The 14,990-nt window shown below is 49.5% G+C and carries 11 protein-coding genes; 3 read left to right on the top strand and 8 right to left on the bottom strand.

Going from position 1 to position 14,990, the window contains the following annotated elements; all coding sequences use genetic code 11:
* Positions 1 to 137: 137 nt before the first annotated feature.
* The 8 genes from MRBLPE1_RS23585 to MRBLPE1_RS23550 all read right to left on the bottom strand — a co-directional run bounded on the left by MRBLPE1_RS23585 (position 138) and on the right by MRBLPE1_RS23550 (position 8,834).
* Positions 138 to 809: a polysaccharide deacetylase family protein gene (locus tag MRBLPE1_RS23585; protein WP_364149930.1), complete on the bottom strand. Its 672-nt coding sequence runs from the start codon at positions 807 to 809 to the stop codon at positions 138 to 140.
* A 1,859-nt stretch (positions 810 to 2,668) separates the two neighbouring features.
* Entirely contained in the window at positions 2,669 to 2,809 is a 141-nt protein-coding gene (locus MRBLPE1_RS23580) for a hypothetical protein (RefSeq protein ID WP_364149928.1), read from the bottom strand.
* A 250-nt stretch (positions 2,810 to 3,059) separates the two neighbouring features.
* On the bottom strand, positions 3,060 to 4,259 hold the full coding sequence (locus MRBLPE1_RS23575) for a Ger(x)C family spore germination protein (RefSeq protein WP_364149926.1): 1,200 nt from the start codon (positions 4,257 to 4,259) through the stop codon (positions 3,060 to 3,062).
* Positions 4,256 to 5,731 (bottom strand): spore germination protein, encoded by a 1,476-nt coding sequence (locus MRBLPE1_RS23570; RefSeq protein ID WP_364149924.1) that lies wholly within the window; start codon positions 5,729 to 5,731, stop codon positions 4,256 to 4,258. The genes MRBLPE1_RS23575 and MRBLPE1_RS23570 overlap by 4 nt, the downstream gene beginning before the upstream one ends.
* Entirely contained in the window at positions 5,728 to 6,825 is a 1,098-nt protein-coding gene (locus MRBLPE1_RS23565) for a GerAB/ArcD/ProY family transporter (protein ID WP_364149922.1), read from the bottom strand. The genes MRBLPE1_RS23570 and MRBLPE1_RS23565 overlap by 4 nt, the downstream gene beginning before the upstream one ends.
* Positions 6,815 to 7,084, bottom strand: coding sequence for a hypothetical protein (locus MRBLPE1_RS23560; protein ID WP_364149920.1), 270 nt, complete (start codon positions 7,082 to 7,084; stop codon positions 6,815 to 6,817). The genes MRBLPE1_RS23565 and MRBLPE1_RS23560 overlap by 11 nt, the downstream gene beginning before the upstream one ends.
* A gap of 138 nt (positions 7,085 to 7,222) precedes the next feature.
* On the bottom strand, positions 7,223 to 7,453 hold the full coding sequence (locus tag MRBLPE1_RS23555; protein WP_364149918.1) for a DNA-binding protein: 231 nt from the start codon (positions 7,451 to 7,453) through the stop codon (positions 7,223 to 7,225).
* A gap of 124 nt (positions 7,454 to 7,577) precedes the next feature.
* Positions 7,578 to 8,834 carry an ATP-binding protein gene (locus MRBLPE1_RS23550; protein ID WP_364149917.1) on the bottom strand — a complete coding sequence of 419 codons (1,257 nt, stop codon included), beginning with the start codon at positions 8,832 to 8,834 and terminating at the stop codon, positions 7,578 to 7,580.
* 185 nt (positions 8,835 to 9,019) lie between these two features.
* On the opposite strand from MRBLPE1_RS23550, the gene MRBLPE1_RS23545 reads away from it, so the two are divergent.
* The 3 genes from MRBLPE1_RS23545 to hflX all read left to right on the top strand — a co-directional run bounded on the left by MRBLPE1_RS23545 (position 9,020) and on the right by hflX (position 14,924).
* Positions 9,020 to 10,225: a hypothetical protein gene (locus MRBLPE1_RS23545; protein ID WP_364149915.1), complete on the top strand. Its 1,206-nt coding sequence runs from the start codon at positions 9,020 to 9,022 to the stop codon at positions 10,223 to 10,225.
* The gene (locus MRBLPE1_RS23540; protein ID WP_364149913.1) at positions 10,222 to 13,170 is read left to right on the top strand and encodes a DEAD/DEAH box helicase; all 2,949 of its coding nucleotides are present in this window, start codon (positions 10,222 to 10,224) and stop codon (positions 13,168 to 13,170) included. The genes MRBLPE1_RS23545 and MRBLPE1_RS23540 overlap by 4 nt, the downstream gene beginning before the upstream one ends.
* 488 nt (positions 13,171 to 13,658) lie before the next feature.
* Complete coding sequence (gene hflX / locus MRBLPE1_RS23535; protein ID WP_364149911.1) at positions 13,659 to 14,924, top strand: GTPase HflX; 1,266 nt, start codon at positions 13,659 to 13,661, stop codon at positions 14,922 to 14,924.
* Positions 14,925 to 14,990: the final 66 nt, after the last annotated feature.

Here is a 14,990-nt window from a genome sequence, read left to right as displayed (position 1 = left end):
GCGGAAATAGATAAGATAAGCACATTAATAGGTGAAAACTTAAGAATTTTTATTTGCAACGAAAAACCGGGCGAGGCACACCGCGATGTTCACATTGCGATGGGCTTCGCCCGGTTTATTTTTGGCATCGGATGAAATTAGAACGCGGCGGCAGGCTGTTTCATTTCCCTCGGAAGCAGAAAGCCAATCCCCTTCTTTAACAAACTGTCCAGGAGCACTTTGAACGGGGCAACCGAGATCCAATCGTGAATCAAAATTATTTCATTACCCGCAGAACCAAACGGCCTGCTTCCTTCGCTTGAAGAGGCTTCCAATCCCAAATCGAACGTATCCTGCGTGCATATCACATGTAGACCCTGCTTCAGGCTTGCTTCGTCCTGCGGCGCGTAATGAATGTTTTCAAAAGCAGGCTGTTGATATCCAAGCTGCTCCAGCGCAAGCTGAATGCCGGCAAAATGCTCCTGATTCATATCGTCCTGCATAAAAGGAAAACGAAACACTTTGATCGGCCTGGCGATATCCGTTCTTGCATAAAGGTCATCTATCAGACGGTCCGTTCGCTCAATCTGTCCTCGCGCGTCCATCAAGGAAATCGTTGAGAAGTCCGCAAGGCCGTAACCTCGATTTCCGATTACATGGCCCGATTGGATAGCATATAATGCCGCTTCCAAATTTTTCTCTAACGCCTCGCCAAGACAAAACCAAATCGCACGAATGCCGTTTGCATTCAAATAATTGATTTTTTGCATAAAATCCTCGGCAGGACCGTCTTCTATCGTGAGGTACGCCGCTCTTTCCACCGCTAACATAACCAGAAACCTCCGTTTATCTTTTACTGCCAACTATCAACATCTATGTATTATACCTTATATTTTAATCTTTGTTTGATTGCTCGGTAAAAAGGTTATTTAAAAAGCATGTGATCCAAAGCGCCACTCCCACTCTCGAACTATCTCCCTCTGCCACTCTTGCTCAGAAAACGTCCTCACTATCATCAAATTACATTGCAGAAAGTACAATAGAAAGCTGACATCACACAAATTTATTGGGCTACGCTGCAGAAAATACAGCAGAAACAGCCTCCATTAAGAAATTGAGCACTTATCCGGGCATTCTATTGCACAAACTGCAACGTAGCATCTATACTCTCGTTTCGAGAGGGTTTACGTTGCACAAAGTACAACGTAGCCTAACTACTCTCGCTTTGTGGGGCTCTACGAGATACAAACTACAACATAGCCTAGTTGATCGCGCTGGGTTCGGCTTCACGTTGCATTAACTGCAATGCAGCCTCGTCGCTTTCGTTTGGGCATTATACAAACTTTAACGCTCTCACTTCCACTCTCGAACTATCTCCCTCTGCCACTCTTGCTCAGAAAACGTCTCACTATTTTCAAATTACATTGCAGAAAGTACAATAGAAAGCTGACATCACACACATTTATTGGGCTACGCTGCAGAAAATACAGCAGAAACAGCCTCCATTAAGAAATGGAGCACTTATCCGGGCATTCTATTGCACAAACTGCAACGTAGCATCTATACTCGCGTTTCGAGAGGGTTTACGTTGCACTAACTGCAACGTAGCCTAACTACTCTCGCTTTGCGGGGCTCTACGTGATACAAACTACAACATAGCCTAGTTGATCGCGCTTGGTTCGGCTTTACGTCGCACAAACTGCGTTGCAGCCTCGTCGCTTTCGTTTGGGCGGTATACATACTTTAACGCAGTCACTCCCACTCTCGAACTATCTCCCACTGCCACACTATTGCTCAGTAACCGTCTCACTATCTTCAAATTACAGTGCAGAAAGTACAATAGAAAGCTGACATCACACACATTTATTTGACTACGTTGCAGAAAATACAGCAGAATCAGCCTCCAACCCTAAAATGAGCACTAATCCGGGCATTCTATTGCACAAACGTAACGTAGCATCGATACTCGCGTTTCGAGGGGTTTTCGTTGTACAAAGTACAACGCAGCCTATTGATCGCGCTTGGCATTGCAATAACTATTACATAGTCACTCCCACTCTCGAACTATCTCCCACTGCCACACTATTGCTCAGTAACCGTCTCACTATCTTCAAATTACATTGCAGAAAGTACAATAGAAAGCTGACATAACACACATTTATTGGACTACGTTGCAGAAAATACAGCAGAATCAGCCTCCAACCCGTAAATGAGCACTAATCCGGGCATTCTACTGCACAAACTGCAACGTAGCATCGATACCCGCGTTTGGAGAGGGTTTACGTTGTACTAACTGCAACGTAGCCTAGTTTCCCTCGCTTTGTGGGGCGCGGATATACGTTGCACAAACTGCAACGTAGCCTAGTTTCCCTCGCTTTGCGAGGCGGGGCAATACGTTGCACAAACTGCAACGTAGCCTAGTTTCCCTCGCTTTGCGGGGCGCGGCTATACGTTGCACAAACTGCAACGCGGCCTATTGCTCGAGCTTGGTTCTGCTCTACGTTGCACTAACTACAACGCAGCCTCGTCGCTTACGCATGGGCGTTGAACAAACGACAACACAGCTGCTCCCACTCTTGCTCGATCCCACACTACCACTCTAATGACCGCCCAGCCGCTCGACCAAAACGGGCGGCCGCCCAAACAGCTCCAGCTGCTTAAACGACCGCCCGTTTATGTGGGCTCTGCCTCAGGAATGCTTCCTGGCAGAGTTCAATTCATTCTCGTTTTGATGCCATTCCTTCAGCATGCTTTGATAGAAGCTGCTCTCCTGCGAGCTTAGCCCTTGCTTGTTTCCCTTAATGATCAAATCCCCAATATTCCGTTTCAAAATAATACTCCGACGTCCTAACATGTCCATGTAAGTCAATGAAATTCACCCTCCAGCTTATGTTTTCCAATCGGTCTATTTAAGTATAACGAATACTAAATCGATTGAAAAACAGCGTCAGGCTGTGCTATTTCCAATAATTCCGTCTACGGCGGATTGAGGGGGAACCACCCCCACCCGTTCGAAAACATCCTGCCGTATCCTCCCAATAACGCCCTATTCATTTCATGGCAGCCGAAGCGTAAGCAGGTTATGGCCCAATTCCCTCATTTTTGATATGGTTCGTCTTCAACTCAGAGCGGCGAAGCTTAATCTTTGCTTTTACGGTTACAGGCGTGTTTGCGAATATCTCATTCCATCTGCTCGCGAGCGGCAAAAATTGCTTATACCGCTTACGGTACATTTGCTCGCCAAAGCCAAACACATCCACCCCAAACCTTTTTTGGATACTTTGGATTGTAGCGGTCATTTGCTCCTCCAGGTACTCGGAAGCGAGCTTCTCCACCTGATCGTACCCGGAAACCTGCGTTATATCAATGGACTCGTCAACGCTCCCGATCAAGCCATTCCCCTCCAAATTAATCTGCAGCTTTAATTTCCCCTTATCCATGAAGGCATGAATACCAGATTTAATACCGAGAAGACGAACAGTTAGATCTTGCCGATGGCCCGGAATAGAGAGAGTGGTTCCTTCCACCTGGTTCCGCGCCATTAGCACCATCCTGCTCTCCTCAAGCGTGATGAAGCCAAGCAGCTTGTCCCCGGAGAAAACCCCCGCTCCGGATAGAATGACGGATGCCTTTGGCGTAACCGACTTGATGCTTTCCAGCAAATTCGCATCCTTGAAGGGGCCTTTGAGCGAGATTGAACCGAGTGTCAGCTCCCTTCCATCCGCAAGAATAGCTTGCGATACATCATACAACCTGGATTCTGGAATTCCTCCCCATGAATCACGGTAGCTTTCTACTTGGGAGACAATCTTCGACGAGGTTTGCGCGCCTCGAGGATAAAGAACCTTCAAGATTTGAGAAGCATGAACACCTTCCGAGACCAAGACTAAGACATCCTCCCGGATGTATCTTGTCCGCTGCAACGGGTCCAAGATATACGAAAGCCCTTGGCGGGCCAGCCGTTCGTCGACGATAATTACGCCAACGTGCGAGATGAGCAGGTTCCGGTCCAAACTTTCGTTAAAGCGCGTAACGATTTCAGCCAATGTGTTACCCTCCATTGACTGAACAACAGAAGGCACCGATTCCTTTTTCTCATTTAATTGACCGGCAATCATCGTCTCAATGGTTAGACGCAGCTTCCCGTTATGCCCCGGCTCCAAAGCCACTCCGGTAATCAGGGAGGTCTTATTCAACTCCGTATTATCCCAACAGCCGGACAAAGCAAGAGAATTAACCGACAGCATAAGGCAAAGAAAGAACCTACTCGCTTTATTCACGGTTTCCCCCTCCCATTTTCCTCATTTGGCAAAGGGGTTTGAAAAACCAATAGCGCATCCTTTTGTCGGCCTAAACGAAAAGGAACAAACGGAGAAAGATAAGCAACCCCGAAGGAATGCAATCTGACCAAATGAATCAACAGAAATACAGCGCCTAATATGACCCCATAGAAACCAAGCAGTGCAGCTAGAAAAATAAAACCAAATCGCAAAAGCCGAACATTGGCGCCAAAGGTATAGACGGGAGCAACAAAGCCTGAAATCGCGGTTAAGGATACAACGATCACGTTGATATTGGAGACAATGCCCGCTTGAACGGCTGCTTCACCGAGTACTAAAGCTCCCACAATGGAGATTGCTTGGCCAACGACCCGGGGCATCCGGGTGCCTGCCTCACGCAAAATTTCAAACGTGATTTCCATCAATAAAATTTCGATAACCGCTGGAAAGGGGACGCCTTCCCGCTGCCCCACAATGCTTGTTAACAGCACCGTGGGTACCAATTCGGCATGAAAGGTCGTTATCGCTATATAGAGGGACGGGACGAATAGCGAGAAGAAGAAAGCTAAGTAGCGCAATAAACGCGTAAAGGTGCCAAAAGCAAACCATTGGTAGTGATCCTCCGGTGACTTAAAGAAATCGTTCATGACTGCCGGAACCACCAAAACAAACGGACTGCCGTTTACGATAATGGCGGCCTTCGCCTCCATAATTGCAGTGCAAACCGCATCCGGCCGCTCGCTGCTGTAAACGGTTGGGAACAAGGAGAAGCGGATCGGTCTAAGCAGCTCTACTAAATTTCCGGAATCAAGTACGCTGGACATGTCGTTCGTTTGCAGTTTCGTTCTGATCTTTCGAAGCACCTCAGAATCTACTGCTCCCTCCAAATAGGCTAAATAAACGGGGGTTTGCGATTTATCACCCACTGTGTATTTTTCAAAGCGCAGCTGCTCATTGATCAGACGCCTTCGAATTAAGCTCATATTCGTATCCGCTGATTCCGTAAATCCGTCCTTTGGCCCTCTCACAACGGTTTGTGTGGTTGGCTCAGCGACGGATCTGGCATCCAGCTTCTTCACGTCAAGCATGAGCATGACGGCAGCTCCCTCTAATGCTAATCCTGCATGCCCGGTGGTCAGTTTTTGCGCGAGCTCCTTTAAATCGTTTATAAAAATGGCAGACAGCCCGCCATAATACTTCTCTCTCATTTCCTCCAGCATAGCAGCGCTGCCAAGCACCGGGCTCATATTGCTATGGGATACCGGTCTTACGATGTTGTCCATGATAAAGGGGACGCTTGTCATCGTTTCCAAATAGCAGAGCAGTCCAACGGTTTCGCCAACCCGAATCGGCACTACCTCGAGATCCTCCGTATCACCGAAGACATGCGTTAAATAGGAGCGTACATGTTCGAGCGACTGTATAGACATGTTTTTCGAATCACTCTGTAAGGCATTATTTGTTAAGTTCACCCGCTTTCGCCTCTCTTTCGCCTGGAACGAATCCAAATCAATAAACCCGTAATAAGCGGAATGACAAACTGAAACGGAATATGCAGGCAGCGGATAACCAAATGAAGCCCTTCCTCCGTGTGCTCGGCAAAGCTGTGTGTAACCATTAACGACATGGCCCCAATCAACAAGGCCAGAGGATAGATGTATGTTTTGCTTGCCTTCCCGAAGATAACCCAAACCCCTTTGGTTCCCGCATATAAAAAAACAGCACATTTCAGAAAAACGACAACAATGATGATCAACGCGACCAAGGCGTCCATACGGTTTATAAAATCCGAAACATTAATGAGCCTTGCTGCATCCAGTAAAGGAAACGTGGAATACTTCTCGTATTCCATTCCCATCGCCCAGATCTGAAGCAGATCGGAGAGGCACAAAATAACGCCTGCGGATATAATCGCTGCCATTCCCGCTTTGCGGAAAGAACGCTTTCCCATCATGCGCGGATACAACACTAGGAAAACGATCAATTCTCCATAAGTCGTCCATAATAAGCTTGAAAAGCTCGTATTGATTACGGGAACAAAACCTTTCGACAAAAAAGGAAGCATTCTTTCCAACTCAAGCGACCCGCTCATAAGCAGGAGCGCAGCTATGCAAATAAAAAATAAAAGTAACAACGCGATAACGGCTTCCGATAATCGCCCTAATGTCTGTGCACCGCCAAAGGCTGCATAAGCAATAATCAGCACAAACAGTACAACAACGACCTCTTGCGGGGTTTTACGTAACAGGGTCGTCATGACCAGCTCCAGCATATCCCGAATGTTACGGGCCGCAATATAAAGAAAATATACGCTGTAACAGAGTACGAGTGATTTTCCGATCACTTTTCCCCATGCGTTGACGAGAAGAGCATACAGGCTTCTCTGCGACTCAGCGGAAACCAGAACCGTATAGAATAGAAACAACAGGATCGCTGGAAGGACCGTAATGAGGGGAACCAGCCAAACATCCGGCACCACCTTAGGTGTCCCAAAGATAATGGACGTCCCTAACAGCAAAACCATCATGAGGCTATAGATTTGAAACCCCGACATTTTATTCGTCATCGCTTGTTCCTATTGCTGAGCGTTCACCGCTTGCGATCCGTGGCCTTTTACGGACCCGAGCACGTTTTAGCCCTCGCAAATCCCGAAATAATGCCACAATAAAGGCTGCTGCGATCATGAGATAGGTCGGCCAGCCATTATCATTCAACGACTGCTTACCGAGCGCAGTTCCAAAATTTTCTTTATATATATCCATATCCAAGAGAGCAATAAGCAGCGATGCCAAAATAGAAACGGCTAAAACGCCTATAGTCGTCATTTTGAACAGCTCCGTTTCTCATTCATTTATTTACCTTTTAGTACTTTTCACTGTTACAGCTGGAAATATGTAAAAAAATCCGTTTATAAGGACAACAAAAAACCACAACCCTCTACAGGGCTGTGGTTTATCGAAAGATTAAGCTTTGCTTATAATCTCATCTATTTCGCTTTTCAGTAATAGATATCTGTGGACGCTGCGGTTAATCGCAACTTTCGTCAGGTTGTGCTTTAGCACGTATACCTTCATCTGATCCTTTGATAGGCCTAAAAGATCTCCGGCTTCGGTAACCGTTAATACCTCCTGCTTGCTCGTCGCATTAAACGTCTTCTTCACCTTTAGATCCCAGTCTTCAAATACTACCTGCATATTTCCGACTCCTTTATCATAGTCAATGATCGTTATTGACTGCATCGCTTTATTATACCACGAACAGCCGCATAACTTAACCCGATAAAAATTTAGGAGAAATAAAATAATAAATGACGAGGCGTCAATTCGCCTTCGGAAAAATAAGATTGAACTCCGTTCCCGCTCCAGGCTCGCTCTTCACCGTGATTTTACCGTTCATTTTCTTTATAATCCCGAAAGAAACCATCGTTCCAAGTCCCGTCCCTTTTTCCTTTGTTGAATAATATGGCGTCCCCAGCCTCTTTATCTGATCAGAAGACATTCCGCTCCCATTATCGCTCAAGATCACCCAAGCATGTTGATCGCGGATAATCGTTTTCAGCTCCAACAGGCCACCGCTTTGCATCGATTCAATGGCATTTTTGCCGATGTTGACCAATGCCTGACGAAATTTATACCTGTCCCCCTGAATATGAAAAGCTTGCTCTTCCTCTGTCATCACTTGAATTTGAATATTGTTGTAATTCGCGTAAGTCATGAGCACGTTCGCTAAATAATGCATTTCCTGATGGACATCAATCGCTTCAACGACCTCCGGATCCGGCTTGGCGAGCGAGAGGTAGTCCGCAATAATCGACTCCGCGCGGTCTAATTCCTCTAAGCATATTTTTTGATAGAGCTTCTTCTTGTCTTTATCGAGATCAGCCGTAGCGAAAAGCTGAACAAAGCCTTTTATGGTGGTAAGCGGATTTCGGATTTCATGCGCAACGGAAGCCGCCATATCGCCGACAATTTTCATCTTCTCGCTTCTCGCGATCTCCTCTTGCATGATAAAAAAACGATGCATCATTTCGATTACATACACGCATACCCCGGCAATGAAACCTTGCAAAACATACGTTTGCAGCGTGTCCCATGGTCTATTTACAAGCAGCTCTATTTGTCCCGTATAAGAAAGGTAGATGGTAAAGGTCAACAGCTTAATAAGCGTGCAATAAAGGACCGCTGCGGTTATTTTTTGCGTTAAAGTCAGCGAGCTGTAGCTTTTGGATAAGTAAACGAAGAGGACAAAACTCGGCAATATCGAAATGACGTATAACCATTCATTGGGGCTGTTTAGAAAAGAACGGCACAGAAGAAGAGTGGCATACAGGAAAAAAGAAACCTGGACGCCGCCTAATAAGGAACCGATCGCCAATGGAATCGACCGGAAATCGTAGATTAATCCGTTTAAATTGATCGGAAACGACATCGTCGTGATGATGGCGAGCGAGAAGAGGACATATAAACAGAAGCGATACAAGAGCTTGTTGTTCTTGATTTTGTAGATATAGTAGTACAAAGCTAACGGAGAACAAATAATGAAAATATTCAGCAGCAAATCCTTTAAATATTCCATCCTGTTTTCCCCCAATAATTGGTTATGATATAATGTTAGCTTTTGTACCATTTAAGCTTATTTCACCCTTAATATATCATAATCAAGAATACAAAAGACATCAAAACAATAGAAATCGCAGAGCCGGATAAATGATATAATAAGCTGATTCGCAAATAGACCTTATTCGTACGGGAGACTTCTTCTTGATAAAATCAATCGAAACCATGAACATCGCGGAGTGGCACGCCCTTTTCGGCTCGCGCACCGCGATTTTGTCCGATCATATCCGGAACGCTGCCTTTGTACAGGCTGCCCTTGCAGCCATTCATCAAATAAAACCCGGGCTTGCGCCCGAGCGCGACCGCTTTTTCGAGCTGCATGCGCATCTTCATATCCTCTTGCTGCTGCTCCATCTTGCTCCGAACCAGGCACTGCGGCCGGGCGCTTTTATCGGTTTTCACACGCATACCGCGATTTCCGAGGTGCAGCTGAAGATCACCGGCATTTTGCAAAATAAGCCTGAAACGGCAGAAGGTACGGTCGACCGCCAGCTCCTGACCGAGACGCTCTCCTTCTTAAGAAGGCAAATGCTGATAGAGACAGGAGACAAGGCTTATTTCAGCGACTCGTATTTTGGGCTTTGGCATTGCTGGATTGGACCCAATCAATCTCAACCGCAGCTATATCTCGAGGAGCTTCAGCATCTGAATGAGGCTCCTAGCCTGCTTAGCTCCGCTCTCTCCCGCCGCCCCTGGCTGCTAGCCCAAGCTTGGATGAACTTCTTTCTCCGCCGGGATCAGGAAGCATTGGCCTTGCTGGCCGAAATAAACAGCGGCTTTGGGCTCCGCAGCAGCGACCTCTTTCCGCTTTTGTCCGCGATGGCCGAAGCAGGAGAGTGGCAGCGCCTATTGGAATGGCTTGCAGAAACGGCGCCGCTAATGGAGCGGCAGAAGCCCAACAGCTTGGAAATCTTTTATGGCTATTGGGACGGGGTCATTTCGCATATTCCCCATGCCGAGCAGCAAATGTGGGGACCTCTTTTCCGGCTGTCGCCGTCCATTTACGAGCAAAAACTGCTCATGCATGGCAAATGGCAGCAATGGATGGACTACCAGCTCAGCACGGGGACCGATCCTTTCGCGTACCGCGTCGGCGTTTTTGCGCCCATTGAGAAGCATGCGCCCGAGCTGCTGCTTCCTTTCTACCATCAAGCCGCGGAATCCTATGTGCTGCTCAAAAACAGAGGCGGTTATAAATCTGCGGTCAAGCTGCTGAAACGGCTCGCTAAACTGTATAAAAAAAGAAAGGACGAGGAACGGTGGGAGACGTTTATCGCTGCCTTCGCTTCACGACATAGCCGGCTTCGCGCTTTGCAAGAGGAGCTTCGGAAAGGAAAGCTAATTCCATGAGCTATCATATAAAATCCTTCACGGTACACGTAAATTTAACGACGCATGGCGATGCCCTTCTATACGGGGTTAACCACACGGATGATTACTTAAGCGGCATCAGCTTAAAGCACAGCTTGTTTGCCTGGCATGAGGCTTCCTTCTATGGAACGGAGCTGGAGCTCCAGCAGGTGCCAGGGCTCGAGCTCGTGCTGCTTCCTGCCGAGCAGGTCATTCCGTTTTTTGCCGAAAATAAGAGGCTTGAGCACATTTCATGGCTATGGGGAGAGCAAGCCGGGCCGCTGGTTAAACTGGCACCCCTGCTGGCGGCTGAAATCGAAGCCAAGCATCATATGCCCAGCTTCTCCGCTTTCCGGTCCGGCAAGCTGCAATGGACGTGGGACAGCCCCGCGCTGCATAAGCAGATTCAAGCCGAAGCTTCTGCCTTAGATGCGGATTCCGGTTTCCTGAACGGCCTGCAAGCCGCTTTCTCCGCGGCCGTATTCGATGTCCATTACGGGACGGAAACGGCGTCAGCCGATTTACGGAGGGAATATCCGCTCCTATTTGCCAAGGACCATGCGGCTGCTGCGGGGATGGATGCTCAAGCCTGGTTGATCTCAATCGGATGGAAGGCCGATCAAGCCCCCTTCCGTCCCATGCTGCAGCTCGTGGAGCCGGCGGAGATGGAGGCGCCTTGGCAGCTTAAGCTTATTTTGCAGGACAAGCTCGATCAGGCGGTGCTTACGAATGTGAGACTGTCGGAGTCTGGCGAAGCCTTTGGCTCTTGGCCCGCTTCTTGGTCCGGCCCCGTCCGCGAGCGGTCAGCCAGCTGGCTGGAGCGCCTGCGGGCCTGCTTATCGCCTGAGCGGTTCGCCGGTCCCCTCGGGGATATTCTAAACGCTCCGCTCGGCAATGATGCCGCCTGGCGCTTCCTCGCCGTAGACAGTCCTCGCCTGTTAGACGCAGGCTGGCAGGTGCTTCTTCCCGCATGGTGGGAAACGGCCAGCCGCAAGAAGCCCAAGCTGCGCGCCAAAGTCAGCTCGCGCGCGGAGAGCTCCGGCGAATCATTGTTCGGATTGGATACACTGATCGACTTTGATTGGCGCATCGCAATCGGCGAGACCGACCTCACCGAATCCGAATTCAATGAGCTCGTCGTCCGCAATGAACGGCTGGTCCGCTTCCGCGGCCAGTGGATTTCGCTCGACCCCGCCCTGCTGGCGCAAATTCGCAAAGCGATGTCGGGCATTGACCGCTCTGAGGGCCTGTCCTTCCAGGACGTGCTTCAGCTTCACCTGCTCGGAAGCGGCGGCAGTCCGGAAGATGAACAGGCCGGGCAGGATGCCGAGCAGGAACAGCGCATCCAGCTGGAGGTCGAGCTGAACGAGCATCTGATGAAGCTCGTCAGCCAGCTCAGCCAGCGGTCGGAATGGCCGCTTCTTCCCGTACCGGCCGGCCTAAAAGCCGAGCTGCGCAACTATCAGCATGAAGGCTATGCCTGGCTGTCGTTTCTGAGGCGCTTCGGGCTAGGCGCTTGTCTTGCCGATGATATGGGACTCGGCAAAACCGTCCAGCTGATCGCATATTTATTGAACCTGAAAGAAAGCGCCGCAAATAGCGAGGACCAAACTGCTGCGCTCATCGTCTGCCCAACCTCGGTTCTAGGCAACTGGCAGAAGGAGATCAGCAGGTTTGCGCCGTCGCTGAGCGTTATGCTTCACTATGGCAGCAAACGCCTGGAAGGCGAAGCCTTTCACGCGGCAGCCGCGCAGGCAGACGTCATTCTGACCTCGTTCGCAACCGCGACGCTTGATCAGGAGCTGCTGCAGGAATTCACCTGGGGGGCGATTTGCTTGGATGAAGCCCAGAATATTAAAAACGCGCAAACCAAACAATCCGCGGCGGTGCGCAGCTTCTCGGCCAAGCATCGCATTGCCTTAACCGGAACGCCGATCGAGAACCGGCTGTCGGAGCTTTGGTCCATTTACGATTTTATGAATCCCGGATTTCTCGGAACGGCCCACGGTTTTCAGCACCGGTTCAGCAATCCGATCGAGAAAGAGCAGGACAAGAAGCGCACGGCCGATTTGCAAAAGCTGGTGAAGCCGTTTATGCTCCGCCGCAAGAAGAAAGACCCGGCGATCCAGCTGGATCTGCCGGACAAAAACGAAATGAAGACCTATATCCATCTGACAGCCGAACAGGGTGCGCTCTATAACCAAACCGTCAACCAGCTCATGGATCGTATGCAGAAACTCGAAGGCATCGAACGAAAAGGCGCCATCCTGTCCTCGATTATGCAGCTTAAGCAAATTTGCGACCATCCGATGCTGCTGTCGAAGGAGCCGATCCCGGACATGCCTGCCGCGGACGGCGTTCCTTTGGATACCGAACCGCTTATTAACCGATCCGCTAAGCTCGAGCGCCTGCTCGCGATGGTGAAGGAACTGCGCGAAGAAGGCGAGCGCTGCCTGATCTTCACGCAGTATATCGGCATGGGGCAGCTGCTTCAGTCCGTGCTGCAGCAGGAGCTGCAGGAGCCTGTCCTCTACTTGAACGGCAGTACCTCCAAGCTGGCGCGCGACCGCATGATCGATAAATTCCAATCGAATACGCTGCCGCCCGACGAGCAGCCTAACGTGTTTATTTTGTCGATCAAAGCCGGGGGTGTCGGCCTTAATCTGACCGCGGCTAATCATGTCTTCCATTTTGACCGCTGGTGGAACCCGGCGGTCGAGAACCAAGCGACGGACCGCGCGTACCGCATGGGGCAGACCCGCGACGTGCAGGTGCATAAATTTATTTCGCTTGGCACGCTGGAAGAGCGGATCGACGAGATGCTCGAGAATAAGCAGCAGCTTAGCGAAAATGTGATTTCCAGCTCCGAGGGCTGGATTACGGAGCTTTCCACGGAAGCGCTGAAGGAGCTCTTTACCCTGCGGCATGACTTTAGCCAGTCGTAGGCTATGGTATTTTGCGACTTGCCGCAGGATACGGTGTTGTGCTACACTGGTGCTAATTTACTGGAACGGAGGGTTACGTGTGATAGACTTTATCCGAGTTAGGTCTTTGCGCAGCTGCTAATTGAATAGCGCCAAAGCTCTGCCTGTGTGCAGAGGACTCAGGATAGGTCTGCCATTTTGAAGGTAACCCATAGCATCTCGTATACGGCGTCAGGGATCGGAAGATTCCTTTTCGCGTATACACCTTTAGAACGGGAACTCCATAAGTGTATAGAAACGGATAGCTGCAGCTTTTTGTGTCGGATGGGCTTGGTCCCCTCTTTTCATGACGGCTCCGCTTCGCATACCTTAGGTAGACCATCGGTCCATCGAATAAGGGAATTTGTTCCTTATGGATTATTCTGATATCCTCTTACCTATAACGGTAAACACAGGCGGCGCTGCCTGTGTTTTTTTGTATAATAAAAAACCTTAGAGGATGATGAATAATGGAACAACCGAAGCAAAAAGCGGTCATCGTGGGCGTTCAGCTTCAAAATCAAACGGATTTTGCCTACTCCATGGAGGAGCTCCGCAACCTGGCGGCCGCCTGTTATATCGAGGTGGCCGACGAGCTGAGCCAAAAGGCTGCCCGCATAAATCCTTCCCATTATATCGGGACCGGTAAAATTCAAGAGCTGCTTGCGCTGCTCGAAGCGCATGACGCGCAGGTCGTTATTTTCAACGATGAGCTGTCTCCCTCCCAAATCCGAAATTTGGAGGCCGCATTGGAGAGGACGGTCATTGACCGGACGATTCTGATCTTGGATATCTTTGCGGAACGCGCCAAAACAAGAGAAGCCCAGCTGCAGGTCGAAGTCGCCAGGCTTCAATATATGCTGCCCCGGCTTGTCGGCCTGCGCGCATCGCTCGGACGGCAGGGCGGCGGCGCCGGCCTCAAGAACAGAGGCGCCGGCGAGACGAAGCTCGAGCTCGACCGGAGACGGATCGAGGAAAGAATAACCGCTTTGCAGGCAGAGCTGGATAAGCTTGTGGCAAGGCGCCAGATTCAGCGGAAGCAGCGGCAAAAGAACGAGGTGCCCGTCGTCTGTCTCGTTGGGTATACCAATACGGGAAAATCCAGCTTGATGAACGCTTTGCTCGAGAAATACAATCCCGAGACAACGAAGCAGGTGTTCGCGCAGGATATGCTGTTTGCGACGCTCGAGACCTCGGTTAGAAGCATTGATCTGCCGGACAAAAAATCTTTTCTGCTGACGGATACCGTCGGCTTCGTAAGCCAGCTCCCCCACCATCTTGTGAAAGCCTTTCGCTCTACCCTGGAGGAAGTAGCCGAAGCCGATCTGCTGGTTCATGTCGTCGATTACTCCCATGATGAATATGAGCAGCTCGTTTCCGTGACGAATGAGACCTTGAAAGAGCTGCGCGCTTACGATATTCCGACAATCTACGCCTACAATAAATGCGACTTGACGGAGCATCCTTACCCAGCGGTCTCGGACAACAATGTCTATTTGTCGGCGAGGAACAAAAGCGGTTTGGATGAGCTGATTCAGGTGATCCGCGATCATATCTTCGATGATTATATGAAATGCGAGCTGTTGATTCCGTTTAGCCAGGGGCGTCTTGTCGCTTATTTTAACGAGCATGCCCATGTCGAAGCGACGGAGTACGAACCGGAAGGCACGCGAATGAAGCTGGAATGCCGCGTATCTGATTTCGAGAAATACCGCGAGGATGTTATCGTGCTGTAACTGGTCAAAATGCAATAATAAAACGGCAGCCTGGGTCGGTTAACTCCGTCCCAGGCCGCCGTTTTT

This window comes from Paenibacillus sp. LPE1-1-1.1, assembly GCF_040676435.1.
Taxonomy (GTDB): domain Bacteria; phylum Bacillota; class Bacilli; order Paenibacillales; family Paenibacillaceae; genus Pristimantibacillus.
Note: the sequence above shows the minus strand (reverse complement) of the source record. Positions and strands in the feature narration are given on the sequence as shown.